Source organism: Parapedobacter defluvii, from assembly GCF_014642075.1.
In the GTDB taxonomy this organism is placed as follows: Bacteria; Bacteroidota; Bacteroidia; order Sphingobacteriales; family Sphingobacteriaceae; genus Parapedobacter; species Parapedobacter defluvii.
In genome coordinates this window covers 17,234-42,943 of record NZ_BMIK01000005.1, presented here as the reverse complement: position 1 = coordinate 42,943, position 25,710 = coordinate 17,234, and the positions used below count along the sequence as shown (strand labels likewise).

The window sequence follows — 25,710 nt, the reverse complement described above, 5'->3', positions numbered from 1 at the left end:
AAGAACCATGATTAAACTCACAAGAACCGATTCGGGCAATCCGGACTTTGCAATGCTTGTCGGGTTGCTGGATGCCGACCTGGCGCAACGGGATGGGAGTGAACATGCTTTTTATCACCAGTTCAATAAAATTGACCGCATTAAACACGCCATCGTCGCCTATGAAAACAATAAACCCGTTGGCTGCGGGGCCATGAAAGAATATGCGTCCGAAATAATGGAAATCAAGCGGATGTATGCACTGCCCGAATCTAGAGGCAGGGGTATCGCCACCCAGGTGCTTGCCGAACTGGAAAGCTGGGCTGTTGAACTGCGTTATAAACGCTGCTTATTGGAAACAGGGAAAAAACAACCCGAAGCTATTGCCCTGTATGAAAAGAACGGCTACACGCGGACTGAAAACTATGGTCAGTATATCGGTATTGAAAACAGTGTTTGTTTTGAAAAGAAATTAGCTTTATGAATCCGCTACGCACGCTACTACCGGCATTGGCTGCCTTTTCCATCGCCACCGCCGCCTACGGACAAACAAACTGGGAACATGGCCGCCTACAGGTTACACGGGATGGCCACTACCTGCAGTATGAGGATGGGACCCCATTTTTTTGGTTGGGAGATACGGCATGGGAACTGTTTCACCGCCTTGCAAGGGAAGAAATTGCGCAATACCTCGATAACCGGAAAGCCAAAGGTTTCAATGTTATCCAGGCCGTGGTGCTGGCTGAGATGGACGGTTTAAAGCGCCCGAATCAATATGGAGATATTCCGCTGGCCGACCAGGATCCCGAGAAGCCGAATGAATCCTATTTTCAACTGGTGGATGAGGTGATCACATCGGCGTACGAAAGACAGCTGTTCATCGGATTGTTGCCAACGTGGGGCGACAAGGTGACCCGCATGTGGGGCGGCGGTCCGGAGATTTTCACTACCGAGAATGCCTACCGTTATGGCAGCTGGCTCGGAAACCGTTACAAAGACAGGGAAAATATCATCTGGATTTTAGGGGGTGACCGTCCGGCCATCCATGATTCCGTAGATACCCGCCCGGTATGGCGTGCGATGGCCAACGGCATTCTTGATGCCACCGGAGGGCAAGCACTCCTCTCCTATCACATTTCGGGCGGACCGAACTCGACCTCCCGGCAAATCCACGACGAACCGTGGCTGCACGTAAACATGATGCAGTCCGGGCACGGGTCGGGACACGATGTACCTGTATGGGAATGGATTACACGCGACCGCGAAAGAGCGCCGACGAAGCCGACATTGGATTCGGAGCCGAATTATGAAGATCATCCGGTAAATCCTTGGCCGGCATGGGATCCTAAAAATGGTTATTTCAACGATTACGACGTTCGCAAACAAACCTACCGTTCCGTCTTTGCGGGTGCATGCGGAGTGACATACGGACATCACAGCATCTGGCAATTCTGGAGTGAGAGAGAGGAAAAAATCAACCATGCGGATCGGTATTGGACCGAAGCCCTTGACCGACCGGGTGCATTCCAGGTCGGTTATCTCCGTCAACTCATCGAATCACGTCCGTTTAAGGACCGCGTACCCGATCAGACCATCGTTGCCGGCGGACAGGGAAAAAAAGGAGAACACATACGTGCGTTCCGGGATCGTAGGAGAAGTTACCTCATGATCTATATACCTCAGGGACGGGACATCACCGTCAATACATCAGCACTCAAAGCCGGTGCACTGCGGGGATGGTGGTTTAATCCGGCTACTGCAGAAACCACCGATTTGGGAACATTAAACCGTACAGGAGAACTTCAGCTGGTGGCACCGACGCAAGGTTTCGGCAAAGATTGGGTACTGGTAATCGATCATGCAGCAGCGGGGTATCCGATTCCGGATTTCAAGCGGTGAGCACGCGGAAGTGTGCCTCCTCATCCATGCTCCCCCTCATACACCTTTACTCCGCTATCTAGCCGCTTGCCCTTCGCTAATAGGTCGATGGCGGGCACTTTTACCGAGGTATATGCGGGGGATATGGGGATAGGGACCGAAGGAAGGGTAAGGGAAGCGGGCAGGAGCATAGGTGTGACATAATCTGGTTATCGTAACAATCTGGAGTGGCTAGGCGTCAAAGCAGCATGAAAAAATCAACTTTTATTACATTACTGTGTTTATTCGGCGGGGTAGTTGCCTTTTGCCAAGACGTTGACAAAAGCAAACTGGACGCTTACTTCGACACCCTTGAAAAGAATAACAGGTTCATGGGTAGCGTAGCCATATCAAAAAACGGAAAACTGATTTACACGAAATCCGTGGGATACCTCGATGTGGAAGGGCAAAAAAAGCCGGATGAAAACACCAAATACCGAATTGGCTCCATAAGCAAGACATTCACCGCAACGCTGGTGCTGAAAGCAATAGAGGAAAATAAACTGCGTCTCAATCAAACGATCGATTCATATTTCCCAACGATAGCAAATGCGGAAAAAATAACCATCAGCCAGTTGCTGAACCATCGAAGCGGTATAGCCAATTTCACCAATAACGACGATTACTTAGAATGGAATAAGCAACCGAAATCGGAAAAGGAAATGGTGGAAATCATTTCGGCATTCGGTAGTGATTTTGAGCCGGATTCCAAAGCGAGTTACAGCAATTCCAATTATGTATTGCTGACCTACATACTGGAAAAAGCTTTTGGAAAGCCCTATGCACAACTACTGGATCAGTATATCACTAAGCCGGTAGGTTTAAGCCATACATTCCTCGGTGGCAAGATTGACCCAGAAAACAACGAAGCGCGGTCCTATACAGCTTCAGACGGATGGATCAGGGATTCCGAGACCGACCGTTCGATACCGCTTGGAGCCGGAGCCATCATTTCTACACCCACAGACATCATTAAGTTCGGCGAAGCCCTGCTTACAGGAAAAATCTTGTCGGAAGAAAGCGTAGCGCAAATGGAAACCATCCGGGATGGCTATGGAATGGGACTGTTCCAACTACCGTTTTACGAAAGGAAAGCATTTGGACACTCGGGCGGTATTGATGGATTCCGCTCTACCTGGGGCTATTTTCCCGAGGACCAAGTTTCGTTTGCCCTTCTGTCTAATGGTACAGCAATGAATAACAACGATGTTGCAATAGCCGTATTGAGTGCAACGTTTAACAAACCGTATGACATCCCTGTGTTCAGTAGCTACTTGTTGGAAGAAGACAAAATCCCTCAGTATCTGGGCGTATATTCGTCTTCCCAACTACCGATACATATTACCATCACAAGCGACGGGAGTCATTTACTGGCGCAAGCAACGGGACAGCCTTCGTTTCCCCTGGAGGCTACCGGAAAGGATAAATTTAGTTTTGACCAAGCTGGGGTGGTCATTGAATTCAATCCGGCGGAAAGTTCCTTTGTGCTCAAACAAAACGGCGGGGAATTTACGTTTACCAAGGAGTAAAGTAGGCAAGAAAATGAAAACATTCTTTGAGAATCTGTTTACGTATAATCACCACTGCAACCAGCAATTAGCAGCCATATTGAGTGAAAAACCCGAGCAAGCCGATGTAAAATCAATGTCTCTGTTCAGCCATATGCTGAATGCTCACCAGATATGGAATAACCGGATTCTGGGCCAACCAACCGGCTGTACCGTATGGGAAAGCCGTCCAAGTGACGCATTCGCAGCAATAGATCAGCACAATTTTAACCAAACGATTACCCTGTTGGGCAGTTTCGGATTAACCGACCCAATCACCTATAAGACCAGCGATGGGCGACCTTTTGTCAATACAGTGGGGGATATTCTTTTCCATGTCATCAACCATTCTACCTACCATCGCGGACAAATTGCACTCTTATTCCGACAAAACGGAATGGAGCCGTTGATTACGGATTATATCTTTTACAAACGGTAGTTCCGCGACAAGTCCTACGTCTACACATACCATTAGCCGATCACCCCGTGGCTGCGAGCACCGTAAAACCAATCAGTACCCCGGGTTTTGCGTCATGGTGGGATTTCTTTCCATTTCCTGCTGCGGTATGGGTATCAGTTCCCGATAGGCTGGTATATCCAATACTTCTTCTGCTTTACCATTTCGCTTTAGCGCCGAAAAGCAAAGTCCGTCTTTCCCCAATTCGTCTTTAATTTCGTCCAACAGTGCCTGTTCGATTACGGCACGATCTGTTGAAGCCAATGCAGATTTGCCTTTACTCTGCCTAATTTGATTCAGATATCCGACGGCTTGGTCAACTTCTCCCAAATTAAGACAGGCCTCCGATGCCGTTAACACGATTTCAGGATAAGTAACATATTGGATGGTATTGCTGTTATTAATCAGCTCTCGGTAGTCTGGATTAACTAATTCTTCGAGAAAATCGGCTGACAGGGTATAACCATATACGTTTTCAGTCCCTCCCCACCGATCGGGTGAAAGACTGAACAATCCGCTTTGAATAACGTCCTCTGCGTATTGCTTTGCCTTGATATAATTGCCTTCCAACAGGTATAGCCTCGCCAAAACAGCCAACGGAAATGATCTACTGATGCCATATTGATTGTTTGCTGCCTGAATGTGCTGCGCCGCAGCTTCAATCGACGGAGTGAGGTAAGACAGGATATCAATCATCCGGGTTCTGGGAGGAGTTATTAGATTATCCAACTGCGCAGGATCCAAATACGGAATGTCCCCCCATAAGGTCATCATTGACCAATAAAGGTAACCTAGGTGGGTATGTGCGTAGCGCGCAATCTCGTTTGCCATCGTCAGTTGACTACCTTCCCCCTTTTGTATCAGCAAACTAAACATCCGCACGGTTCCGTAAGCTTTTACCCATAATTGGAATACCGGTGTATTAGTAGGTGCAAATTGATGCCCTGCAATTTCAAAATAGGTTGGATTGGTGCTCGCGTCTACGGTGTGAGCATATGCAGCTTCAAACACTGCAAATGCCTGGTAATACTCATAAAATGATTTTACCGCCGCACCGTAGGCCACAATAAAATCTTCTTCGGTCGTAAAAAAATCTTGTTCAGTGATTTCATCTATGGGTATTACGTCCAAAAAATCTGGAATCTCCACTTCCATTCCCAGGTCACGGTACCGTGTAACGACATTGTCGGCAATATATTCCATATTCAACGACCGTATTGATTGCTTGATCCGTTCACTGTCTGCTTCACTGAGCGCTCCATCCGACTCGATTTGTTGCGCTAGGGAATTCAGCGTTTCAGTCAACGCTGCATCAGACGAAACCGTATTGAGCAGCGCGGACGATATAGCTAGCAATGAAGCTGCATTGTTATTGTTGTCTACAAGGCTCACATTATCGGACGTGACGTCCAGCTCTTCGCTAATGTAAAACGCCTGCAGGATTTCGCTACTCGCTTGCTTCTTTGCCTGCACAAAAGTAGCCCCTTCCTTCATCAAATGTTTTACGCGTCGTTGCTCAAGATGGGTAATGACATTGACATTGACCGTATTCTGCGAACTGATATCGACCAAGGCACCCAGTGTGATACGCGAGTTCGAAAGTGCCCCAGTTACCTCATTAAAATAGAAACCGTCTACCAATACCTGCACATAGGGCGACACTAACGCTAGATCATTCATCTCAAAATGCCCCAAATCACTCAGTATCTCTGTTTTAAAAATCCGACCCGTTGGATTTAGATCTGCTGACAACTCCACGATAGATATTTGGGAACCTTTTAAAAAGGGTCCTTTTTCAACCGCACCGGTTAATTTCGGTTTTACGATACGTTCGGTCTCTGGATTATCCTTTTTGCAAGCGAAAGTGAATGCCAGTAGGAATAAGGTGATTAAAAAGTAACAATATTTCATATACGTGATGGTCTGATACCAATTTCTAAGATACAATAATTTTGGTTTCGTTGTTCGTCGATTTCATCCGAAAATTTCAGGTATTTCCTCTCCTTGATTTTCTTGCTTTTTTACCATAACATTAGATCTATTGACACGGTAAATCATCGTTAGGTTTGTTTTCCATTCGGCTCAAGATTTCCTGTATTCATAACTGTTTTCGTTGCAGGACGAAAAACCCATTCTTACGGGAAACCGTAAAATCTCTTAAAAACTTGGAAATACTTTTGTTTGGCCATGGTTAAGTTGATCACATGATCAATCGATTCCTTATATTCCGCCACGGAGCCCCGATACGGCGGATAGTACATGCGCCCCTTTTTCCTTGTTTTCCGAAATTCACATCCTTTCTACACTCAACACAATTTTTCCGAACTGCGATGAGTCGTCCATACTCCGAATAGCAGCCTCCGCCTCATCGAGGGCATACACACTGTCCACAACAGGCTTGATTCGATGGTCATCAACAAAGGACAGCATTTGTGAAAAATCGCGGGGTGATCCCATAGTGGTTCCTAATATGGAAAGTTGCTTCCAAAATATCTTCCGTGCATTGAGCGGGGGAATATTTCCGGCTGTTCCCCCAAAAAACACGATCCTGCCCCCTGGATTCATCAAATCGAGATGATGTGTAAACGCATCTCCCAGTGCACTGTCTACGATTACATCAAATCCACCTGTCTTTTCCAACAATTGCTGTGCCCAGCCTTCCTCAGTATACAATGCACCGCCCGATGCACCCATAGCAATCGCCTGTTCAATTTTTATCCGGCTTCCCGAAGTAACGTACACTTCGGCACCGGCATGCAACGCAAACTGCAGGGTAAAGGAGGCTACGCCGCCACCGGTACCGACCACCAGCACTTTTTCGCGGGCTACCAGCTTAGCTCGGCTGAAAAGGGCCCGATATGCGGTAAGCCCGCCGAGTGGTAACGCAGCTGCTTCCTCAAAAGAAAGGTGCCGGGGTTTCTCGTACAAATTTTCCACCGGTACCCGTACATATTCTGCAAAGGTTCCATCCTGCGGCAGCCCCAAAATAGAAAAAGACTTTTGCTGGAATGCTTCATTATCTCCCCAGGCCATAGAAGGATTGAGGACAACCTCTTTGCCCACCCAGGTATTGCCCGCATCTGCACCGACGGCTTCGACAATTCCCATACCGTCGGAACCCAGAATAATGGGAAACTTCAACCCTGCATATTGTCCTTGCTGTATCCACCAATCTCGGCGATTCAACGCGGCGGCCTTGACACGTACCAACGCCTCGTGACCACTTAATTGGGGTGCAGGCACTTCCTGTATTACTAAAGGCTTTTTGATTCCGTGAAGAACGATCGCTTTCATTTTTTTTTGATATGAGATATGAGACATCAGATATGAGACATCAGACTCTTTGGCCATACTGCCAAAAAAGCGGCTCATACAAGGATGTACGGCCGCTTTTTTTACTTCTATGTTTTACTTTTTATTTCTTTGCATCGGCATAGCGCTTGCCTACTGCATTCCAGTCGATTACATTGAAAATCGCTTCCAGATAGCCCGGACGTTTATTCTGATACTTCAGATAATAAGCGTGTTCCCACACATCGATTCCCAGGATAGGTGTACCCTTTACCTCAGCAATGTCAAATAGCGGATTGTCTTGATTAGGCGTTGATGTAACCTGCAATTTACCGGAATCATCCACAACGAGCCAGGCCCATCCCGAACCGAAACGGGTAGCTCCCGCTTCCTGCAGTTTCTTTTTTAACTCATCAAACGACCCAAATGTTTCATCGATGGCAGCCGCAAGGTCACCGGAAGGTGTACCTCCACCATTTGACGAAAGAACCGTCCAGAACAATGAGTGATTGTAATGCCCCCCACCATTGTTGCGTACCGCTGCAGGGTATTTGGAAATGTTTTTGCAGATTTCTTCGATCGTCAGATTCTCCGCATCTGTACCTGCAATCGCTTTATTAAGGTTATCCACATAAGCTTGGTGATGCTTGCCATGGTGGATTTCCATGGTTTCCTTGTCAATATGGGGTTCTAATGCATCTGAGGCGTAAGGTAACGCCGGTAATTCAAAAGCCATAATACGTATATTTTAATTAAAAATTAGTTATTAGTGTTGGACAAACTTAGCTAAAGTTGCCCACAAAAGCAATTTTATTGATCGCAGCGACGCTGCCTGAAAGCCGCCCTGCTAGCATAATTAACGATTATCAAAGCTAATTTGTTTGCAGGGCCAATCATTAATGATTATTTAATACGTTTATTACGAAAAAATGACGTGATCAGCTCCGCACATTCAGCTTCCAGCACGCCACTCATGAGCGTTGTTTTGGGATGCAGTACATTGGCGCGGCCCAAATTGGAAAAACCGCGCTTTTCGTCACGGGCCCCAAACACGATGCGGGTGATTTGAGTCCAATATGCTGCACCCGCACACATCACACAGGGCTCTATGGTTACATACAAGGTGCAGTCGTGTAGGTATTTGCCGCCAACGTAATTTGCCGCAGCGGTAAATGCCTGCATCTCCGCATGGGCGGTGACATCGTTCAGCCGCTCTGTCAGGTTGTGGCCGCGACCGATGATCCTGCCATTGGATACAATAACTGCACCGATCGGAACCTCACCCTGCTCCAACGCTTTATGCGCTTCCTTCAGCGCTTCCTTCATGTATATTTCGTCGGAAACCGTATCGCTGGCTTCTTCAAAGTTGATATATTTCATGCGTTCTTCCGTGAATCAAATCAACTTGGCTCCATTGGGTACCGGGCGTTCGACCGTGCTTAGGACAATATCACCGTTTTTATCGGAAAATCCGGTAATCAGGCACTCCGATAGGAAGTCTGCTATCTGCTTTTTGGGAAAATTAACCACCCCGATCACCTGTTTCCCCAATAAGTCCTCCTTGCTGTAGTGTTTGGTAATCTGTGCACTGCTTTGGCGCACTCCTATTTCTTCGCCGAAATCAACTCGCAATTTATAGGCTGGCTTTCTGGCTTTTGGAAAATCTGAAACGTCGATAATGGTACCCACACGCAGTTCTACTTTTTCAAAGTCCTGCCACGAAATTTCTTCCATGCAATATCCTTTTTAAACCCGATTGCTCTCCAAATCCGCCAGCCCCTTTTTCAAGGTAAACAGCACATAATCGCGGGTCCGTTTTATCCGGTTGGCTAAACGGCTTACCAACTCGTCCTCTTTCCCCTGCTCGAACGCAAGATCTTCATCAGAAAGATGGTTGTATTTCCGCCTGAGTTTCTTTTTCAGGATTTCCCATTCCGGTATTGTGATTTTTATATCTGCCATATCCTACCTGTTTTATCAATTGATTAACTGCTAACAAAAGTACATGAAGTTTTTTGAACTCCACACAGGCATCTAAAAATTGAAACCGCAGCGAACTCCAAAACCCCCTTTAGGGGGGTATCAGCACGAAAGACACGTTCTATCTTTGGATCGGAAAAACATATATCTAACAGAAATTTTTAAACACACAACTAATCAGCAAATGAAGAATGGCAAATTAATGAAAGGACTGTGCATGGCAGTGTTCATCACAGCCGTAACGGTGTCTGCAGGTTTTGCCCAAAAACCGAAGGTCGTATCCGGCAATCTCGACTTCCTGAAAGGGCAGGAAAACGTCGCTGTAAAACTAGACCTCAGTGAGGTCAGGTTTTACGATGAAAATCTCAGTGAACAGCAGTACATCGATAAGCGCGTTAAGGAAATCGAAGAAAAAAAGTCCGGGGAATCAGCGGATTGGTTAGCGGATTGGAATGACGCCAAAACCAACCGGTTCCTGGATCATTTCATCGCCGCCGCGGAGAAACATGCCAAGACCGGCATCCGCTTTGTCAAAGAAGGAGAAACACCGTATACACTCATTGTCAAAACCAAATGGATCTATCCGGGTTGGTTCGGCGGCATCAAAAACCAGCATGCCAAAGTGAGTTCCACCTTAACCTTTGTGGAGACGGCAAATCCGGGCAATGCGCTTCTGGAGATTGAGGCCGACCGGGTACCCGGCGACAATTTTTTTGTAGGCACCCCCAACCACAATGACCGGATTGCTCAGGGATTTGCCATGACGGGCAGGTGGCTGGCGATTATCACCAATAAAGGATTAAAATAACCAGAATCAGTTAATTACCATTTTAAATTTTAAACGTTATGAACACGAACAAGTCAATTTTCGGGATGCTGTTTATCACCGGGTTTCTACTGATATCCGGCTGCAAAAAAGACGGAGGAACAGGCCCATTGGGCTGCAAAGCCGAGCGGGAATCTGCGGCCTACCAACAGGCAATAGAAGCCTATGTTGCCGATCCGTCCTCCGTCGAAAATTGCGAACGTCTGAAACAGACCGCAACTACGCTGCTGGAAAAGATAAAGAACTGTACGCTTGCCAACCGGAAGGAACTGGAAGAGGCGATCGCACAATACGAAGACATCGACTGCACCAATCCTTGACCGGCCTACAATGGGAAAGCGACGATTTCGGCTCGAATTTTGTAGTGAAATGTATTTAAATTATTAAATACTATGAAAAAGTTTTTTATCACAGCTTTTCTATTGACATCGGCAATTGTCGGGGCGAATGCCCAGTTATTGCCAAGCTTACAGTTTGGCGTTAAAGCAGGGCTGAACTTCTCCAGTTTAAAGTCGGACAACGAAAAGTATTTGGACGCCAGTACACGTACAGGTTATCAGGCTGGTGTTTGGGCCCGCATCGGCGGTGCAGGTGTACACTTTCAACCCGAACTTTATGTGACAGGCAAAAGTTCTGAAGCAAAACTGGTTGAACAAAATGAGGAAGGAAAGGTATCCTTCACCTCCTTGGACCTGCCCTTATTATTGGGTACCCGTATCGGCATGGGGCCTGCGGGGTTGCGCATTGTTGCAGGACCGGTTGTCTCCTTCGTAGTAGACAAAAATATCGCTAATACGTTTACGGAACAGGTACTGAATGTCGATGACTATAAAAATCAGGCGTGGGCAGTGACCGGTGGTCTTGGCCTTGACATCAGTAACTTCCGTGTAGACTTACGGTACGAACACGGATTGAGTGAATTGAGCAAAAATGACAGTGCCCCCCAAAAGTTAAATCTTTGGACCGTTGGGGTTGGATACAGGTTGTTTTAACGACTTGGCACGATCGTGTCTGAACACGGCCATGCCATTTCTGGCATGGCTTTTTTATGCTCCTATATGTCAAAAACTTAGAACAGTTCTAAATTAACTATTTTGCTTGTTTGTTTTTACCGATAATAAATCAATTGGTAGATTTGCTTACCAAAAGCAAATAATCGAGGAGAATGAGCAAATCAAGACATCTGCTTTCTTCATCACTGGGGAAGAAGTTGATAATGAGTTTAACGGGTCTGTTCCTATGTACATTCCTGATCGTCCATCTGATTGGCAACCTGCAGTTATTTTACAACGATCAAGGTAAAGCATTCAATGACTACGCCCACTTTATGACCCACTTCACCCCCATCCGGGTCGTTTCCTATCTGCTGTATGCATCCATTGTTATACACGCGATTTATGCGCTGGTAATAACGATCCATAACCGGAAGGCAAGACCCGTAAAATATGCCGTATACCGCGGATCCGCAAACAGCGCCTGGAATTCGCGCAACATGGGGATACTTGGTACGGTGCTACTGGTCTTCATTGTGACCCATATGAGCAATTTCTGGTGGAAGTACCATAACGACGGCGTGCCTTACATTGAATATCGGACCGACCTGGCCACCCAGGAAACCACGGTAACTGAATTAATCGGAGATGAATACACGGATTACGTGAAATACATCGACAACGATGTGGAGGTAATCAAGGCAAAGGATTTATATAAACAAGTTCAGTTTACCTTTAAAAACTGGCTTCTGGTTGCATTTTATGTGATTTCCATGGCTGCCCTCTCCTTTCACCTGATCCACGGCTTTAAAAGTGCATTCCAGACACTGGGATTTGATCATAAGAAATATGCACCCGTCATCCGGTTTCTGGGTGTCTGGTTATTCGGAGTCGCCATCCCCATCGGGTTTGCCGCCATGCCGTTGTATTTTTATTTTTCCAGTTAAGCGATTCGCGATGCCCATAGCGGGCATATTGATATAATGGTTATTACACTATGTTAGATTCAAAAGTACCAGCAGGGCCCTTGGCCGAAAAATGGTCGAAACATAAGTTCAATCTGAAACTGGTCAACCCGGCCAACAAGCGGAAATACACCATCATCGTGGTAGGTACCGGATTGGCGGGATCGTCTGCTGCAGCTTCCCTAGCAGAGCTGGGGTACAACGTCAAAGCTTTCTGCTACCAGGATAGCCCAAGGCGGGCCCACTCCATTGCCGCACAGGGCGGGATCAATGCGGCCAAAAACTATCAGAATGATGGTGACAGTGTATACCGTTTGTTTTACGATACGATCAAAGGAGGCGACTACCGGGCGCGCGAAGCCAATGTATACCGACTAGCTGAAGTCTCCGTAAACATCATTGACCAATGTGTGGCCCAGGGTGTTCCGTTTGCCCGGGAATACGGCGGTTTGTTGGATAACCGCTCATTTGGCGGTGCACAGGTATCCCGGACATTCTATGCCCGCGGACAAACGGGTCAGCAGCTGCTGCTCGGTGCGTATTCTGCCCTGAACCGCCAGATCAATAAAGGAAAAATAGAAATGTTCAACCGGCATGAGATGCTAGATTTGGTTACCATCGATGGGCATGCCCGCGGCATTATTACCCGCAACATGGTAACGGGAGCCATCGAATCGCATGAAGGTCATGCCGTGCTATTGTGTACCGGGGGATATGGCAACGTATTCTTCCTATCCACAAATGCCATGGGCTGTAACGTTACCGCCGCGTGGCGCGCTCATAAACGCGGGGCGTTCTTTGCAAATCCCTGCTATACGCAGATTCACCCTACCTGCATTCCGGTCACAGGGGATCACCAGTCAAAATTGACGCTGATGTCGGAATCGCTCCGGAACGACGGACGGGTATGGGTACCGAAAACGGTGGAATTGGCCCAAAAACTACGTAAAGGGGAAATCAAGATATCCGACATCAAGGAAGAGGACCGCGATTACTATTTAGAACGCAAATACCCTTCTTTCGGCAACCTGGTACCACGTGACGTGGCTTCCCGTAATGCCAAGGAGGTTGTGGACGAAGGCCGCGGCGTAGGCGCCTCAGGTATTGCAGTTTTCCTAGACTTCGAAGATGCAATCAAACGGTTGGGTGAAGATACCGTACGGGCGAAGTATGGAAACCTGTTTGATATGTATTATCAAATTACGGATGAAAATCCGTACAAGCAGCCCATGCGGATTTATCCTGCTGTGCATTACACGATGGGCGGCCTTTGGGTAGATTACAACCTGATGACGTCAGTTCCAGGCTTATATGCCCTGGGTGAATGTAATTTTTCCGATCACGGGGCAAACCGGCTCGGGGCATCAGCACTGATGCAGGGGCTAGCCGATGGGTATTTCGTAATTCCATATACCGTGGGCGATTACTTAGCCGGACTGGGCTTCGACCCTGTTGACAAAAATCATCCGAACTTCGAAAAAACCCGTAAAGAAGTTGAAGAGAACGTACACAGATTGCTTTCGCTGAAAGGAAGCAAAACAGTGGACGACATCCATAAAAAGCTGGGGCACATCATGTGGGAGTATTGCGGCATGGCACGCAACGAAGTCGGGTTGACAAAGGCAAAAGGGCTTATTCAGGAATTACGCAGGGAGTTTTGGTCTGATGTAACCGTATTGGGCGAAAATGAGGAGATGAATCAGTCGCTCGAAAAAGCCGGTCGTGTGGCCGATTTCCTTGAACTGGGAGAACTGATGGTAGACGATGCGCTCAACCGGCGCGAATCATGTGGGGGGCATTTCCGTGAAGAAAGCCAAACCGAGGAAGGTGAGGCTAAACGGGATGATGAAAATTTCCGGTATGTAGCCGCTTGGGAATATCAAGGTGAAAATCAACCCGAGGTACTCCACAAGGAAGCATTGGAATTTGAAAATGTGAAGCTGACACAGCGGAGCTATAAATAGGAAGTACGAGGTACGAGATTAGAAGTACGAGGTACGAGGTTAGAGGTACGAAATCTCTGAAAAGAGAAGTCAAAATAAGATAATCATGAGTGGAAACATGAACCTGACGTTGAAAGTATGGCGTCAAAAAAATGACAAAACGAGGGGTAAATTTGTAACCTATCAAGCGAACGGGATTTCTCAGGACATGTCTTTTTTAGAAATGCTGGATGTTGTCAACGAAGATCTGGTACGCAAAGGTGAAGACCCCATCCACTTTGACCATGATTGCCGCGAAGGTATTTGTGGAATGTGTTCCCTACACATCAATGGCCGCCCCCATGGCCCTAAGCAGGGAACGACCACCTGCCAGTTGCATATGCGCAGTTTTCACGACGGGCAGACCATTGTAATTGAACCGTGGAGAGCCTCCGCTTTTCCCGTAATCAAGGATCTGGCGGTAGATCGTACAGCGTTTGACCGCATTCAACAGGCAGGCGGATATGTTAACGTGAATACCGGCGGTGTACCGGATGCAAACACCATTCCCATTCCGAAGGTTGTAGCCGACGAAGCTTTTGAATCTGCCACCTGCATCGGGTGTGGAGCCTGTGTGGCTGCCTGTAAAAATGCATCTGCCATGCTGTTTGTCTCTGCAAAAATTTCCCAATATGCGTTGATGCCGCAGGGGCAGACGGAACGCTACAGCCGTGCGCAGGCCATGGTGGCTCAAATGGATGCTGAAGGTTTCGGCAGCTGCACCAACACAGGTGCCTGTGAGGCCGAGTGCCCGGTAGGCATCAAATTGACAAATATTGCACGGATGAACCGTGAATACCTCAACGCCAAAATCTTTAAAGAAGAAGAGGCTCATTGATCACCATTGGTATTTAGCGGGGGATTTGCTATTTTTACGTGATTAACCCGTCTAAAGGTTGAGTACAGTCGTCAAAATAAGGTTGCTGCTGTTGGTGCTGACTTTGTGTTTCATCGGCACTGCTATTTCCATTAACCTTACCTTCAATGACGAAGAGATTCTTCTCTTAGACGCCCGGAAAATCCAGAGTAACCTACACAAGAAGGAACAAATTGTTCTTGACTTCCTCAACGATACCAGCCGGTTCAATGCACTGAAAGCATTGGACACCGATGTCAAACTTACGGAAGACATCCTTGATTACTTTGTTGATCAGAATGACATCTATCCCTTTACATACATAAATAACGAATTAATCTTTTGGGGAACGGATACGTTCGTACCGAAAACCGATGCAGGTATCCGCAATGGGGTTGACATGATAAAAACGGAAAACGGATGGTATGAATCCATCAAAAAGAGTACTGGAAATTTCGCCGTGCTGTTCCTGATTCCGATAAAATCAGATTTCCAAAAAAACAATGAATATTTACGGAATGTATTTTCGAAAAACCTCGTTGAGACCGACAATCTTGAAATTGCCGGATACGACGATCAGCTGATTCACAACATCCGGAGTGTGACCGGCGAATACCTGTTTTCCGTCAAATTACGTGAAGGCCAGCACGACACCTTTTTTTCAAAGTTGGAACTTGCCATGTGGCTGCTCGCAGGATTCTGCGTGGTATTATTGCTCAATATCATCTGTGCGTGGATGGCAAAACGAGGCTGGGTTTGGTATTCGGTTTTACTGTTTGCCTGTAGCTTGACGGGCATACGCTATCTAGAGCTTCACTACGGCTGGCTAGCCTCACATTTCTACACCGGAATTTTTGATCCCAGAAATTTTGCTTCTAGCTTTCTGTTTCCCCATTTGGGTGGCCTCCTGCTCAATGTGATTGCATTTACCTGGTTTACCGGATATCTTTTTGCATTCCGGAATCAGCTGAAAATCCCTGCATTTGGATACACCAAAGCAGGTAGCTTTGTTTTACTGCTGCTGTTCGGATTGTTCATTTATTTGGTGAGTCTGGGTATCACAAATGTATTCGCCGGACTTGTCACCAATTCAGACATTAACTTCGATGTCACCAATATACTGAACCTGAATATATACAGTTGGATTGGGATCATTGCCCTATGCCTCAGTATTATGTCGCTGCTCCTGCTGATCGATTTGCTGGTTACACTGGCACACGCAATTGTTCCCAATCCAAGGAGGCTACTTTTTATTGGCATTGCCTTTATTCTATGTGCGGGGATAATCCGCAGTGTTTTCTTTATGAAACTTTCACTTGATAATTTCCCCGTTACCTTCATTTTATTATTTGTATTGATCGGATTACGTGGTTGGTATGTCAAAAAATGGGAGGGCCAATTCGATTTGGCCATCTTTATCTCGACCTTATTATTACTTGCTGCCATCACCGCTATAAAGCACGATCAATTCCAGCGCTATAAAAAAGAGGAAGCGCAAAAACTGGCCATTTTTAGAATGGAAGCCCCGGATGATGGCAACGCGATTGCTTTGTTTCATGACCTTGAAAAAGAAATCGTAAAAGACCCCGTTCTGATCGAATATTTTGAATGGCCGGAAGCTGAGAACCGAGATCTGCTTAACGAACACCTCAAAAGAACTTACCTAAGCGGCTATCTCTCGAAATACGAATTTGTGGCGAATGAATATGATACCAATTGGATTCCCATTGGGGAAAGTTCGGTTAGTAAACTCGAATCATACCGCAATAAAGTAATATCAGGCGCCATTAAAGTGTCTGAAAATTTTTACAGGGGAAACAGCCGGTTCGGCAATTTCGAATACTTCGCGCAGCTGCCGGTCGAAAAAGACGGAAATCTGCTAGGCATTCTGCTCATCGAATTGCAAAACCGCTCGTTCAGCCAGCTTGCCGCTTATCCCGACATTCTAATCGACAGCCGAATCGATCAACGGCAGACAGAATTGGTTACACAGTATTCTTTTGCATTTTACCGGGACGGCACCCTTGTAAGTCAATACGGCGACTACGTTTATCCATTGTCATCGGAAGCGTATCCGCCGGATCAACGCAAATACATCCCCCTTGGCAACGAAGGTGGTTTCGATCACATGATGTACCGGCCCAACAGCCGGACGCTGATCGTTGTCAGCCAGCCACAGCAAAGCAGCTGGAAGCAGCTGGCAGCACTTTCCTTTATTTTCCTTGTCTTTCTGTTATTTGCCATTCTTGCTTTCATTTCACGGTGGTTGGTATTGACACTGAACAGCAACGATTTCAGCTTGCGGAACCTCCGATGGAGCTTCTTAATTCTCACCAATCGTGTATTGTACAGCACGCGCATACAGACATTTATGGTGGCTGCAGTCGTATTTACGCTAATCGTGGCGGGAATCATCACTTTCTTTAGCATCAGCAGCCAATTCAGAAAACAACAGGAAAGTGCCGTACTGAAATATGTGGTAGACATCGCGGGGAGATTAGAGTCAAAAATCCTTAAGGAGGCAAATGTTAACCGGGAAATTTCCACTGACGAGCAATTCAATACCATTGCGGAATCCATTGCTTCGGATCTTAATCTATACGGGATTGATGGACAACTGACCTATTCCACCCAACCCCGTATCTATGACCTTCGCTTGGTATCCCGGTACATAAACCCCAAAGCCTGGCTTCATTTAGCCCGCCAGCAACGGTCGGAGTTTATTCAGCATGAACAGATCGGCAATTTGAATTTTATTGCCGCCTATGCGCCGATCCGAAATGATGCATATGAACCGGTGGCTTTTCTGAGTTTGCCCCACTATAGTTACCAAAAGGAATTTGAACAGAATATCGGACTGCTCCTCAACACGCTGGTCAATATATATGCACTGGTTATTCTTGTGTTGGGACTATTCGCTGTATTTGTTGCCAATAAAATAACCGCTCCATTGGCGCTGGTACAACGCAGCCTGGCCAAAACCAGTATCGGCAAACAAAATGAGCCGATCTTTTGGAAACGTCACGACGAAATCGGGAGCTTAATTAAGGAATATAATCTCATGATTGCGGCACTCGAACAGAGTGCCAATACGATTATGCGATCGGAACGGGAATCTGCCTGGCGGGAAATGGCAAAACAAGTGGCCCATGAAATCAAAAATCCATTGACCCCCTTGAAGCTGGGGATTCAACAGTTGGAACGCTCGTGGAAAGAGAAAGATCCACGGTTTGACGAACGGTTTGCCCGATTCAGCGAATCATTCATCGAACAGATCGATAGCCTATCGCTGATAGCCTCCGAATTTTCGGAATTTGCGAGAATGCCGGATACACAACTCAAAGAAGTAGATGTGCTGGATATCATAAATAAGACAGTGGAGGTATTCAGTAACAATATCGGTGTCAAAATACAGATTTTTAATCGTTGCGGGGACCCCGAGATTAAGATACAGGGAGACCGCGACCAACTGTTGAGATCGTTTAATAATCTGATTAAAAATTCAATTGAAGCAGCGATTACCAAACGAAAATGTCTGATCGACATCCACATTAACTATGAGTCCGACAATTACGTTTCGATCGCAATCGAAGACAACGGCCATGGAATCAGTCCCGAGGCACGGGAAAAACTATTCCAGCCCAACTTCACCACCAAAAGTTCAGGAACAGGCCTCGGTTTGGCATTCGTAAAACAAGCCGTCGAAGGAATGGGAGGAAGCATTCAGTACGAAACGTATGTTGGAAAAGGTACGACGTTTTTTATCCGGATTCCGGCAGTAGGTGTAAAACAGCCTTTGACATAGGTTACTAAGCATAGGCATTGTTATTTCAATACGACACTTCCCTGTCCCATTATTGCATTGTTCGCATATAACAGGATGGTATATGCGCCTTTTTGGAAAGCCCGGGTATCCTTCCAGTCAATGGTGTAGGATGCACCGTCATTCAGGAATTCGATGGCCGTTTTATAGGTGTATTGAATTTGATTTCCATTCACTTCAAAAAGCCCGTAATCCGCCGTACGTAAATTACCATTGGGATCAATTACACGAAGGTAAACATCATGCATCCCCCTTTCTGCCAACGGATTATCGGCTATCGTAAATGTGATTTTTAGCTTATCGGTCCTTCTTGCACGCGTTTCGACATTTTCTTTATCGCTATTGCGTTCCTTCACACCATTCACCACAATGTCTGAAATTTTCAATGCCGATGCTACCTTTACTTTATCTGTTAGATCTGTATTCAGATCCTCAAGTTCGGCAACCCGTTCTGAAGACGATGAGATTTCCCGTTTCAACTCATCCCTCTCCGATGTAAGGCGTGCGTTTTGATTCTTCAGCTGTTCTATTTCCTCTTTGTACTGAGAAACCTGCAGCTTTAGTTGATTGATTTCCTGTTGGGCTTCTGTCAGCTGCTCCCGCGTAAGATTGTTTTGTTCCAATTGGTGTCGAAGGGATGCAATGGCAGACTGTACACTATCCTGGGAAGCCTTCAATGCAGCATTGATTTCAACATTTTCATTGGTCAGCCGATCCATTTCCGCTTCAATACGATCAATCTCAGCCTGCATATTCACCTTCTCGCCCGTCAACTCATAAACCTGATCGCCCGTATTTTTATACTTCACATAAAAGTACACGTTGGTAGCAAGCAACGCAACAATGGCCACCACAAAGAAATAAATCTTGGTTGAATCTTTTCTTATCTCCTCAGGCTTGGATTCAGTACCTGTTTCTTGCATGGTATGTATTTCTTGCATGGTTTATGTACGGCAAAACCCCTTTCCTTACAACACACAAACCCATGCAAAAATTGTTCCAACATCCTTCGAACGTAGGCCGCCAAGGCAACCCACCGGCTTATTCAAAATAATTCAGCGTCCCGAAACCACCCTTTTTAAGATATTCCTCCTTACGCATCAGCAGTAAGTCTGAATGTATCATATCCTGTACAAGTGCTTCTAGGTTGTATTTAGGTTGCCAACCCAATTTCACCTGGGCCTTTGTGGCATCACCGATTAATAAATCTACTTCAGTTGGGCGATAATACGTTGGATCTACCTTAACCACCGTTTGGCCGAATTTCACGGTTGATGGTTGAATACCCAGTTCAATAAGCCGCTTTTCATCCGCATCAATGATTACGCCCTTTTCACGATCTCCCTTTCCACTGAATTCCACTTCAATACCCAGCTCTGCAAAACTCATCTTTACAAAATCACGTACCGTTGTCGTCACACCTGTTGCAATCACATAATCTTCTGCTGTCTCCTGTTGCAACATCAGCCACATTGCTTCTACGTAATCTTTTGCATGCCCCCAGTCACGTTGGGCGGAAAGATTACCCAGATACAGTTTGTCCTGTAACCCCAGTACTATCCGGGCTACGGCCCTTGTTATTTTACGTGTCACAAAAGTCTCGCCGCGGATGGGGCTTTCGTGGTTGAACAGTATTCCGTTGCAGGCGAAAAGGTTATACGCTTCCCGATAATTGACGGTAATCCAATAGGCATACAACTTAGCCACTGCGTACGGGCTGCGCGGGTAAAAGGGGGTTTTTTCATGCTGGGGTACTTCCTGAACGAGACCATACAACTCGGAAGTAGCCGCCTGATAAAAACGGCATTTATTACCAAGACCTAATAACCGGATGGCTTCCAATATGCGGAGTGTTCCCAATCCATCGGCATTCGCTGTATACTCCGGTGTATCAAAACTCACTTTAACGTGACTTTGTGCGGCTAGGTTATAAATTTCATCCGGCTGCGTCTCCTGGATAATCCGGATCAGATTGGTGGCATCAGTGAGATCGCCGTAATGTAATGTAAAATGACGACCCGACTCATGGGGATCTTGGTACAAATGGTCAATACGGTCTGTGTTGAACAGCGAACTCCTTCGTTTTAAGCCATGCACCCGATACCCTTTTTTCAGCAAGAACTCGGCTAAATAGGCTCCATCCTGTCCAGTTATGCCGGTAATCAACGCAGTTTTTGACATTCCTTCAGTTATTTTTCATTAGAATAAATTGTTTCTAAAAGGTGATGAAGCTTGCATGAGCCGCTTATTTATATCCTTTTTTGAGCGGTAGCTCATACAGGTTTCTTCAATACCGATTTCAGCAGGTATTGGCCGTATCCGCTTTTTAGCAACGGTTGGGCAATGGTTTCTAATTGCTGGCCATCGATGAATCCCATGCGGTAGGCGACCTCTTCTATACACCCGATTTTCAACCCTTGCCGTTCTTCGATGACCTGCACAAATTGTCCTGCCTGCATCAGCGAAGTAAAGGTTCCGGTATCCAGCCAAGCTGTGCCGCGGCTAAAAACTCCTACTTTCAGCCGTCCCTGTTCCAGGTATACTTTATTGACATCTGTGATTTCATATTCACCGCGGGCTGACGGTTGTATATTCTTAGCGATTTCGATGACCGTATTGTCATAAAAGTAGAGACCCGGGACCGCATAATTAGACTTAGGGGATGCCGGCTTTTCTTCAATGGACACCACATTTCGTTGCTCATCAAATTCGACCACACCATAACGTTCAGGATCGGATACGGGATACGCAAACACGACCCCTCCTCCTTCCGGCAACTTAGCACTTTGCTGCAGCAAGCGCGACAACCCTTCACCGTGAAATATATTGTCTCCCAATATTAAGGCAACGTCTTCACGCCCCACAAATGACTCTCCAATTACGAAAGCCTGGGCTAATCCATTTGGAACCTCCTGTACGGCGTAAGAAAAAGAACATCCCAATTGCGAACCATCTCCCAATAATTTGCGGAAAGCGGGCAAGTCATGGGGGGTGGAAATAATCAGCACTTCACGGATACCGGATAGCATCAAGGTGGATAGTGGATAATAAATCATGGGCTTGTCATACACGGGCATCATTTGCTTGCTTATCGCCAGCGTTAATGGATGTAAGCGCGTACCGGAGCCCCCGGCCAGAATAATACCTTTCATTCAACTAGTGTTTGTTCAATGGTCTGTGGAACGCGCTGCTCTAGCAAGTTCCACTGTACCTTTATTTTGACTGTAAAAAGCCAAAAGTATTAAATTTTACGGATTAAAATGGATGGGTAAACAGGTTTAGTCAATTAAAACTTCGTGGAGCCGGTGTCAATTGAATGAGCCGCGCATCCACGAAGACTTTACTGCTAATTAATTAGCGGCTTTAACCGTAAAAGGTACCGAATAAGGTCCCCAAACCAGCGTAACCGTACCGTTTTTATCGGCTTTGATGGTAAACTGCTCAACGGACTGCCCGCTTTCGTTGCCCATAACAACTACGCGAAGGGCATCCTGGGACTCGTCGTACTGAGTGCCCCACTGATCCCACACTTTGTTGAAAATGATCGTTGTGTTCTGTTCGGTGGGGATGGAATACAGACTGTATTTTCCTGCGGGAAGTGCCTGTCCCTGCACCAGCACGTCTTTGTTCACTTCAAAGGTAGTGGCTTCATTTGCACCGGTACGCCATACCTTGCCAAAAGGTGCAATATCAACACCTATTTTGCGCCCTTTTAAGGAAGGCTGACTGTAATGGATGTCAATGGTGACTCCGTCCGCCGTAGTTACGGTAGTATGAGCCGGAGGGCTCGCCCGTTTACTTTTATCCTGTTGTGCAAAAGATAGCACAGACAGGGCCATTACAAACACGAAAGATAACACGGTTGCTTTCATACGTTTTAATTATTAAGTTTACAATGTATCATTGAAGCCGTTCAAAATTAAAAACCAGGTAACCTGCAGTACCCTCTAAATCCAATGGCATCCGCAGCACAAGCTGTTCACTATCTGCGTAGGAAAGATCCAGCCGATAACCGGCGGTCACGTTACTCGGCTTATCTCCAGGGTATATTTTCTTGAACTGAAACTGCGGCTGCCCGTTGCCCTTCCCGGGGTTATAAATAGACCACACAATGTTGCGTACAGCCCCCGGTGCGCAAAGTGTACCTTCTGCATCGAAGGTGATGGTACCTTTGCCATTGTTTGGCAGGTTCCAAACACTGCCGACAAAACACTCCGGTGGAGCTTCTTCAAAAACTGATTTCACCGAATATGCAGAAGGAAAATTTTCTTTGTCAATAGAATGCAGTACCCATTGTCCTTTCACCCCGTTTTTCCACGCAGTCGCAGACGGCCCCCCTTCAACAGACCTCTGCTGAGAGGAACAGGACGTCGAAAATAAAACCGAAGACAGAAGCACTGTGAGTACAAATAATGACCTATTCATAGTATCGCAAAAATCTGTGTGATTGGAATTGTATTTTTGTGCCGTAAAGATAATAGATTCGCTTGTAAAAATAATTATTCTGTATGACAATCTCTCCCAAAAACCATACCATCAGTAAATTTGTTGCAAAATTGCTGGTCAGACTTTTCATGCTACTGCTGCTGTTTGCGTTTGCGCCAGCTATTCTTGAAAATAAAATAGCCAAGCCATTGAGTTCCACCTTTGTGTACATACAAAATAAATGGGCCTTTATTTTTCCCGGTATCCTCTTTCTGAGTTTTTTAACGTTGCTTATTCTCACGCTGCGCCATAAGTATCAAAAAGCAGATCTGAACTGGATGTTGTCCTTGAACACCGGCCTGCTGATTGTATACTTGATTATGCTGTATGCCCGACTTTATCCCCTCATCTTCGGTTGAAGCCATTGCATTACTCTTAACGTTTTTTATACCTTTGGAGCTTCACGCGTAGATTATGAATAAAAAAAGGTTATGGAATATTTTAAAAACGGTTCTTAAACTTTGCTTTACAGCAGCCGCGTTATATTGGGTATTCCGCAAAGTAAATGTGGCCGACCTGAAGGAGGCGCTGATCGACTCCAACCCCCTATTCCTTGTATTGGCATTTTTGGCCTATGCGTGTTCAATTTTAATTGCTTCTTCACGATTAAACGGCTTTTTCAAAGGGATGGGGTTAATTCTTTCGGAACGGTATAATTTTAAGTTGTATCTTTTGGGGTCGTGCTACAACCTCTTTCTGCCGGGCGGAGTGGGAGGTGACGGATATAAAATCTATTTTTTGCGCCGTAAGTTTAAAGTTAAAGGCCGAAGGCTATTATCCGCCGTTTTCTTCGACCGCCTTAGCGGTCTTTGGGCACTCTGCTTCATTACCGCTACCCTGGTCATCTTTATCCCCCGTTTGCAAATACCGAATGAGGTTCCGATCGCTGCAGTTGCATTGGGTACGGTGGCTTATTATGCAGTATTGAAACGTTATTTCCCTACCTATAGCAAACATTTTTTTCTAACACACCTGAAAGCCCTGGGTGTACAATCCATGCAGGCAGTTACTGCTGTTCTCATTCTCTATGCCCTTCGCTTTGACGGTAAATTTTCTCCCTACTTACTGATGTTTTTACTTTCGTCGCTGGTTGCCGTCATTCCTTTTTCTGCAGGCGGTTTGGGTTTACGCGAAGTTGGGAACATGTATGGAGCACAGCTTTTTGAACTGGATCCTCATTTAGCTGTATTGATCAGTCTACTCTTCTATCTCATATCTGCGGCGCTTTCCATTACCGGTTCGTATTTTATTTTCCATCCGCAGGGCTTGGGCGAAGACAGGCTGCCTACTACGGCCGAAGCGGAGATGGATGAGGAAGACGATGAAAATGAATAAAACTGACTGCCATGGCAAATATTGTGATTACCGGAGCAAGTAATGGAATTGGCTTTGAGGCCGCCTTGGCCTTAGCGGAACAGGGGAACAAGGTGCTGGCAATTGCCCGCACAGGGGAGAGACTCGCCGGACTACAATCCGCCACCTCGGGGAAGGCATACGCTTCTAACATCCACATTCTTCCTTTTGACATCATAAACGGGGATTATAAGCGGATACTCACCCCCATGGTTAACAAAAAATTGGGAAAAGTCCACGCGCTCATCAATAACGCCGGTGCGTTGCTGAATAAACCCTTTGTGGAAACATCGGCTGCTGATTTTCTATCGATGACGGAAAGCAACCTATTGGGTCACGTGCAAATCATTCAACAGCTGTTACCTTACCTGACAACCAACAGCCATATTGTCAATATCGGAAGCATGGGTGGTTTCCAAGGCAGCGTGAAATTTCCCGGACTAGCAGCCTATTCGGCCAGCAAGGCTGCATTGCATGTACTTACGGAATGCTTGGCCTTGGAATTCACGGATATGAATATCAAAATAAATTGCTTAGCTTTGGGTTCGGCGCAAACAGAAATGCTGGAAAAAGCGTTTCCAGGATACAAGTCGCCAGTGACTGCCGCAGAGATGGGTAAATATGTTGCCCATTTTGCCCTCACCGGCCATCAGTTCTTTAATGGAAAAATACTGCCTGTTGCAGTCACAACCCCATAAAAGAACACATTAAAATGTACGGAAAGCCATGAATACGTCAAATCTGCGATCTTTAGTTCTATCCCTTCTCATTTTAACAGCATTTTCATGCCGGAATGATTCCCGACAGCATAAGGCATCGGAAATCCGCGATGACGAGGTAGCTGAAGAAATTGCCGAAGATATGGAGGCACCCCTGCCTGCGCTGCCCTACCTTGCCGTTTTTGATGAGCAAACCGAACAACTAACGATTGAGAAGAATACAGATTTCGATACGGCTTCATTGAATGCCGATGCTCTTACACAGGCATTGATAACCAATTACCCTGAAATCAAACCGGAAATCGATCGGATTTCCAACGACACACTTTACCTGCATATCACCGATGCTCAATATCTTACGCAACAGATGGGATCGGCCGGGGCACAGATGTACTTAATGGAAGCTACCTATGCATACACTGAATTACCCAATATCAATGTCGTACATTTCAGTTTTGAAGAAGGGGATCATGCCTTGCCGGGAAATTACACACGCAATAGCTTCAACCAACGGTCCAGGGTACAGTAGATCCCATAC

Annotated in this window: 27 protein-coding genes; 15 read left to right on the top strand and 12 right to left on the bottom strand. The window is 46.2% G+C overall.

Going from position 1 to position 25,710, the window contains the following annotated elements; all coding sequences use genetic code 11:
- Positions 1 to 7: 7 nt before the first annotated feature.
- Both IEX60_RS09550 and IEX60_RS09545 read left to right on the top strand, forming a co-directional pair.
- The gene (locus IEX60_RS09550; RefSeq protein WP_188749935.1) at positions 8 to 463 is read left to right on the top strand and encodes a GNAT family N-acetyltransferase; all 456 of its coding nucleotides are present in this window, start codon (positions 8 to 10) and stop codon (positions 461 to 463) included.
- Positions 460 to 1,878, top strand: a complete 1,419-nt coding sequence (locus tag IEX60_RS09545; RefSeq protein ID WP_188749933.1) for a glycoside hydrolase family 140 protein — start codon at positions 460 to 462, stop codon at positions 1,876 to 1,878. The genes IEX60_RS09550 and IEX60_RS09545 overlap by 4 nt, the downstream gene beginning before the upstream one ends.
- A 20-nt stretch (positions 1,879 to 1,898) precedes the next feature.
- On the opposite strand, the gene IEX60_RS09540 is transcribed toward IEX60_RS09545, so the two are convergent.
- The gene (locus IEX60_RS09540; protein ID WP_188749931.1) at positions 1,899 to 2,048 is read right to left on the bottom strand and encodes a hypothetical protein; all 150 of its coding nucleotides are present in this window, start codon (positions 2,046 to 2,048) and stop codon (positions 1,899 to 1,901) included.
- Between the two features lie 57 nt (positions 2,049 to 2,105).
- Here IEX60_RS09540 and IEX60_RS09535 point away from each other — a divergent pair, with 57 nt between their 5' ends.
- Positions 2,106 to 3,425, top strand: a complete 1,320-nt coding sequence (locus IEX60_RS09535; protein WP_188749929.1) for a serine hydrolase domain-containing protein — start codon at positions 2,106 to 2,108, stop codon at positions 3,423 to 3,425.
- A 13-nt stretch (positions 3,426 to 3,438) separates the two neighbouring features.
- Positions 3,439 to 3,882, top strand: a complete 444-nt coding sequence (locus IEX60_RS09530; RefSeq protein ID WP_188749927.1) for a DinB family protein — start codon at positions 3,439 to 3,441, stop codon at positions 3,880 to 3,882.
- Between the two features lie 72 nt (positions 3,883 to 3,954).
- On the opposite strand, the gene IEX60_RS09525 is transcribed toward IEX60_RS09530, so the two are convergent.
- The 6 genes from IEX60_RS09525 to IEX60_RS09500 form a co-directional block, all read right to left on the bottom strand.
- Positions 3,955 to 5,811, bottom strand: a complete 1,857-nt coding sequence (locus IEX60_RS09525; RefSeq protein ID WP_188749925.1) for a RagB/SusD family nutrient uptake outer membrane protein — start codon at positions 5,809 to 5,811, stop codon at positions 3,955 to 3,957.
- A 378-nt stretch (positions 5,812 to 6,189) separates the two neighbouring features.
- The gene (locus IEX60_RS09520) at positions 6,190 to 7,194 is read right to left on the bottom strand and encodes a zinc-binding dehydrogenase (RefSeq protein WP_188749923.1); all 1,005 of its coding nucleotides are present in this window, start codon (positions 7,192 to 7,194) and stop codon (positions 6,190 to 6,192) included.
- Between the two features lie 121 nt (positions 7,195 to 7,315).
- Complete coding sequence (locus IEX60_RS09515) at positions 7,316 to 7,927, bottom strand: superoxide dismutase (RefSeq protein ID WP_188749921.1); 612 nt, start codon at positions 7,925 to 7,927, stop codon at positions 7,316 to 7,318.
- A gap of 167 nt (positions 7,928 to 8,094) precedes the next feature.
- Positions 8,095 to 8,571, bottom strand: coding sequence for a nucleoside deaminase (locus tag IEX60_RS09510; RefSeq protein WP_188749919.1), 477 nt, complete (start codon positions 8,569 to 8,571; stop codon positions 8,095 to 8,097).
- Positions 8,572 to 8,586: 15 nt separating this feature from the next.
- A complete protein-coding gene (locus IEX60_RS09505) occupies positions 8,587 to 8,925 on the bottom strand; it encodes a tRNA-binding protein (protein WP_188749917.1) in 339 nt (112 codons plus the stop codon).
- Between the two features lie 12 nt (positions 8,926 to 8,937).
- Positions 8,938 to 9,153: a CsbD family protein gene (locus IEX60_RS09500; RefSeq protein ID WP_188749914.1), complete on the bottom strand. Its 216-nt coding sequence runs from the start codon at positions 9,151 to 9,153 to the stop codon at positions 8,938 to 8,940.
- A gap of 202 nt (positions 9,154 to 9,355) precedes the next feature.
- Here IEX60_RS09500 and IEX60_RS09495 point away from each other — a divergent pair, with 202 nt between their 5' ends.
- The 7 genes from IEX60_RS09495 to IEX60_RS09465 all read left to right on the top strand — a co-directional run bounded on the left by IEX60_RS09495 (position 9,356) and on the right by IEX60_RS09465 (position 18,597).
- On the top strand, positions 9,356 to 9,979 hold the full coding sequence (locus IEX60_RS09495; protein ID WP_188749912.1) for a hypothetical protein: 624 nt from the start codon (positions 9,356 to 9,358) through the stop codon (positions 9,977 to 9,979).
- Between the two features lie 38 nt (positions 9,980 to 10,017).
- The gene (locus IEX60_RS09490) at positions 10,018 to 10,317 is read left to right on the top strand and encodes a hypothetical protein (RefSeq protein WP_188749910.1); all 300 of its coding nucleotides are present in this window, start codon (positions 10,018 to 10,020) and stop codon (positions 10,315 to 10,317) included.
- 72 nt (positions 10,318 to 10,389) lie between these two features.
- Positions 10,390 to 10,989, top strand: coding sequence for a porin family protein (locus IEX60_RS09485; protein WP_188749907.1), 600 nt, complete (start codon positions 10,390 to 10,392; stop codon positions 10,987 to 10,989).
- A 173-nt stretch (positions 10,990 to 11,162) separates the two neighbouring features.
- Entirely contained in the window at positions 11,163 to 11,936 is a 774-nt protein-coding gene (locus IEX60_RS09480; RefSeq protein WP_188749904.1) for a succinate dehydrogenase cytochrome b subunit, read from the top strand.
- Between the two features lie 50 nt (positions 11,937 to 11,986).
- The gene (locus tag IEX60_RS09475; RefSeq protein ID WP_188749902.1) at positions 11,987 to 13,918 is read left to right on the top strand and encodes a fumarate reductase/succinate dehydrogenase flavoprotein subunit; all 1,932 of its coding nucleotides are present in this window, start codon (positions 11,987 to 11,989) and stop codon (positions 13,916 to 13,918) included.
- Between the two features lie 85 nt (positions 13,919 to 14,003).
- Positions 14,004 to 14,774 carry a succinate dehydrogenase/fumarate reductase iron-sulfur subunit gene (locus IEX60_RS09470; RefSeq protein ID WP_229717495.1) on the top strand — a complete coding sequence of 257 codons (771 nt, stop codon included), beginning with the start codon at positions 14,004 to 14,006 and terminating at the stop codon, positions 14,772 to 14,774.
- A gap of 58 nt (positions 14,775 to 14,832) precedes the next feature.
- Complete coding sequence (locus IEX60_RS09465) at positions 14,833 to 18,597, top strand: sensor histidine kinase (protein WP_188749899.1); 3,765 nt, start codon at positions 14,833 to 14,835, stop codon at positions 18,595 to 18,597.
- 20 nt (positions 18,598 to 18,617) lie between these two features.
- Here the strand turns inward: IEX60_RS09465 and IEX60_RS09460 are convergent, their stop codons facing one another.
- From IEX60_RS09460 to IEX60_RS09440, 5 genes are all read right to left on the bottom strand, one after another.
- Complete coding sequence (locus IEX60_RS09460) at positions 18,618 to 19,556, bottom strand: DUF8428 domain-containing protein (RefSeq protein WP_188749897.1); 939 nt, start codon at positions 19,554 to 19,556, stop codon at positions 18,618 to 18,620.
- A gap of 100 nt (positions 19,557 to 19,656) precedes the next feature.
- Positions 19,657 to 20,796, bottom strand: coding sequence for a GDP-mannose 4,6-dehydratase (gmd, locus tag IEX60_RS09455; RefSeq protein WP_188749895.1), 1,140 nt, complete (start codon positions 20,794 to 20,796; stop codon positions 19,657 to 19,659).
- Positions 20,797 to 20,888: 92 nt separating this feature from the next.
- Positions 20,889 to 21,767 (bottom strand): glucose-1-phosphate thymidylyltransferase RfbA, encoded by an 879-nt coding sequence (gene rfbA, locus IEX60_RS09450; protein ID WP_188749893.1) that lies wholly within the window; start codon positions 21,765 to 21,767, stop codon positions 20,889 to 20,891.
- Positions 21,768 to 21,965: 198 nt separating this feature from the next.
- Positions 21,966 to 22,487 (bottom strand): DUF2911 domain-containing protein, encoded by a 522-nt coding sequence (locus IEX60_RS09445; RefSeq protein ID WP_188749891.1) that lies wholly within the window; start codon positions 22,485 to 22,487, stop codon positions 21,966 to 21,968.
- A gap of 28 nt (positions 22,488 to 22,515) precedes the next feature.
- Positions 22,516 to 23,040, bottom strand: coding sequence for a hypothetical protein (locus tag IEX60_RS09440; RefSeq protein WP_229717494.1), 525 nt, complete (start codon positions 23,038 to 23,040; stop codon positions 22,516 to 22,518).
- 83 nt (positions 23,041 to 23,123) lie between these two features.
- Between IEX60_RS09440 and IEX60_RS09435 the strand changes: the two genes are divergently transcribed.
- From IEX60_RS09435 to IEX60_RS09420, 4 genes are read left to right on the top strand one after another with little or no spacing between them, the layout of a single operon-like run.
- On the top strand, positions 23,124 to 23,459 hold the full coding sequence (locus IEX60_RS09435; RefSeq protein WP_188749888.1) for a hypothetical protein: 336 nt from the start codon (positions 23,124 to 23,126) through the stop codon (positions 23,457 to 23,459).
- 55 nt (positions 23,460 to 23,514) lie between these two features.
- A complete protein-coding gene (locus IEX60_RS09430; protein ID WP_188749886.1) occupies positions 23,515 to 24,435 on the top strand; it encodes a lysylphosphatidylglycerol synthase transmembrane domain-containing protein in 921 nt (306 codons plus the stop codon).
- An 11-nt stretch (positions 24,436 to 24,446) separates the two neighbouring features.
- Positions 24,447 to 25,151 (top strand): SDR family NAD(P)-dependent oxidoreductase, encoded by a 705-nt coding sequence (locus IEX60_RS09425; RefSeq protein ID WP_188749884.1) that lies wholly within the window; start codon positions 24,447 to 24,449, stop codon positions 25,149 to 25,151.
- A 28-nt stretch (positions 25,152 to 25,179) separates the two neighbouring features.
- Entirely contained in the window at positions 25,180 to 25,701 is a 522-nt protein-coding gene (locus tag IEX60_RS09420; RefSeq protein WP_188749882.1) for a hypothetical protein, read from the top strand.
- Positions 25,702 to 25,710: the final 9 nt, after the last annotated feature.

Excerpts from the sequence above, each read along its gene's own strand:
- IEX60_RS09440 (WP_229717494.1), bottom strand. The coding sequence starts at position 23,040 with ATGAATAGGTCATTATTTGTACTCACAGTGCTTCTGTCTTCGGTTTTA.
- IEX60_RS09515 (WP_188749921.1), bottom strand. The coding sequence starts at position 7,927 with ATGGCTTTTGAATTACCGGCGTTACCTTACGCCTCAGATGCATTAGAA.
- IEX60_RS09425 (WP_188749884.1), top strand. The coding sequence starts at position 24,447 with ATGGCAAATATTGTGATTACCGGAGCAAGTAATGGAATTGGCTTTGAG.
- IEX60_RS09445 (WP_188749891.1), bottom strand. The coding sequence starts at position 22,487 with ATGAAAGCAACCGTGTTATCTTTCGTGTTTGTAATGGCCCTGTCTGTG.
- IEX60_RS09460 (WP_188749897.1), bottom strand. The coding sequence starts at position 19,556 with ATGCAAGAAATACATACCATGCAAGAAACAGGTACTGAATCCAAGCCT.
- IEX60_RS09435 (WP_188749888.1), top strand. The coding sequence starts at position 23,124 with ATGACAATCTCTCCCAAAAACCATACCATCAGTAAATTTGTTGCAAAA.
- IEX60_RS09475 (WP_188749902.1), top strand. The coding sequence starts at position 11,987 with ATGTTAGATTCAAAAGTACCAGCAGGGCCCTTGGCCGAAAAATGGTCG.
- IEX60_RS09500 (WP_188749914.1), bottom strand. The coding sequence starts at position 9,153 with ATGGCAGATATAAAAATCACAATACCGGAATGGGAAATCCTGAAAAAG.
- IEX60_RS09430 (WP_188749886.1), top strand. The coding sequence starts at position 23,515 with ATGAATAAAAAAAGGTTATGGAATATTTTAAAAACGGTTCTTAAACTT.
- IEX60_RS09485 (WP_188749907.1), top strand. The coding sequence starts at position 10,390 with ATGAAAAAGTTTTTTATCACAGCTTTTCTATTGACATCGGCAATTGTC.
- IEX60_RS09530 (WP_188749927.1), top strand. The coding sequence starts at position 3,439 with ATGAAAACATTCTTTGAGAATCTGTTTACGTATAATCACCACTGCAAC.
- IEX60_RS09545 (WP_188749933.1), top strand. The coding sequence starts at position 460 with ATGAATCCGCTACGCACGCTACTACCGGCATTGGCTGCCTTTTCCATC.
- gmd (WP_188749895.1), bottom strand. The coding sequence starts at position 20,796 with ATGTCAAAAACTGCGTTGATTACCGGCATAACTGGACAGGATGGAGCC.
- IEX60_RS09510 (WP_188749919.1), bottom strand. The coding sequence starts at position 8,571 with ATGAAATATATCAACTTTGAAGAAGCCAGCGATACGGTTTCCGACGAA.
- IEX60_RS09525 (WP_188749925.1), bottom strand. The coding sequence starts at position 5,811 with ATGAAATATTGTTACTTTTTAATCACCTTATTCCTACTGGCATTCACT.
- IEX60_RS09470 (WP_229717495.1), top strand. The coding sequence starts at position 14,004 with ATGAGTGGAAACATGAACCTGACGTTGAAAGTATGGCGTCAAAAAAAT.
- IEX60_RS09505 (WP_188749917.1), bottom strand. The coding sequence starts at position 8,925 with ATGGAAGAAATTTCGTGGCAGGACTTTGAAAAAGTAGAACTGCGTGTG.
- IEX60_RS09495 (WP_188749912.1), top strand. The coding sequence starts at position 9,356 with ATGAAGAATGGCAAATTAATGAAAGGACTGTGCATGGCAGTGTTCATC.
- IEX60_RS09550 (WP_188749935.1), top strand. The coding sequence starts at position 8 with ATGATTAAACTCACAAGAACCGATTCGGGCAATCCGGACTTTGCAATG.
- IEX60_RS09540 (WP_188749931.1), bottom strand. The coding sequence starts at position 2,048 with ATGCTCCTGCCCGCTTCCCTTACCCTTCCTTCGGTCCCTATCCCCATA.
- IEX60_RS09420 (WP_188749882.1), top strand. The coding sequence starts at position 25,180 with ATGAATACGTCAAATCTGCGATCTTTAGTTCTATCCCTTCTCATTTTA.
- IEX60_RS09535 (WP_188749929.1), top strand. The coding sequence starts at position 2,106 with ATGAAAAAATCAACTTTTATTACATTACTGTGTTTATTCGGCGGGGTA.
- IEX60_RS09490 (WP_188749910.1), top strand. The coding sequence starts at position 10,018 with ATGAACACGAACAAGTCAATTTTCGGGATGCTGTTTATCACCGGGTTT.
- rfbA (WP_188749893.1), bottom strand. The coding sequence starts at position 21,767 with ATGAAAGGTATTATTCTGGCCGGGGGCTCCGGTACGCGCTTACATCCA.
- IEX60_RS09480 (WP_188749904.1), top strand. The coding sequence starts at position 11,163 with ATGAGCAAATCAAGACATCTGCTTTCTTCATCACTGGGGAAGAAGTTG.
- IEX60_RS09520 (WP_188749923.1), bottom strand. The coding sequence starts at position 7,194 with ATGAAAGCGATCGTTCTTCACGGAATCAAAAAGCCTTTAGTAATACAG.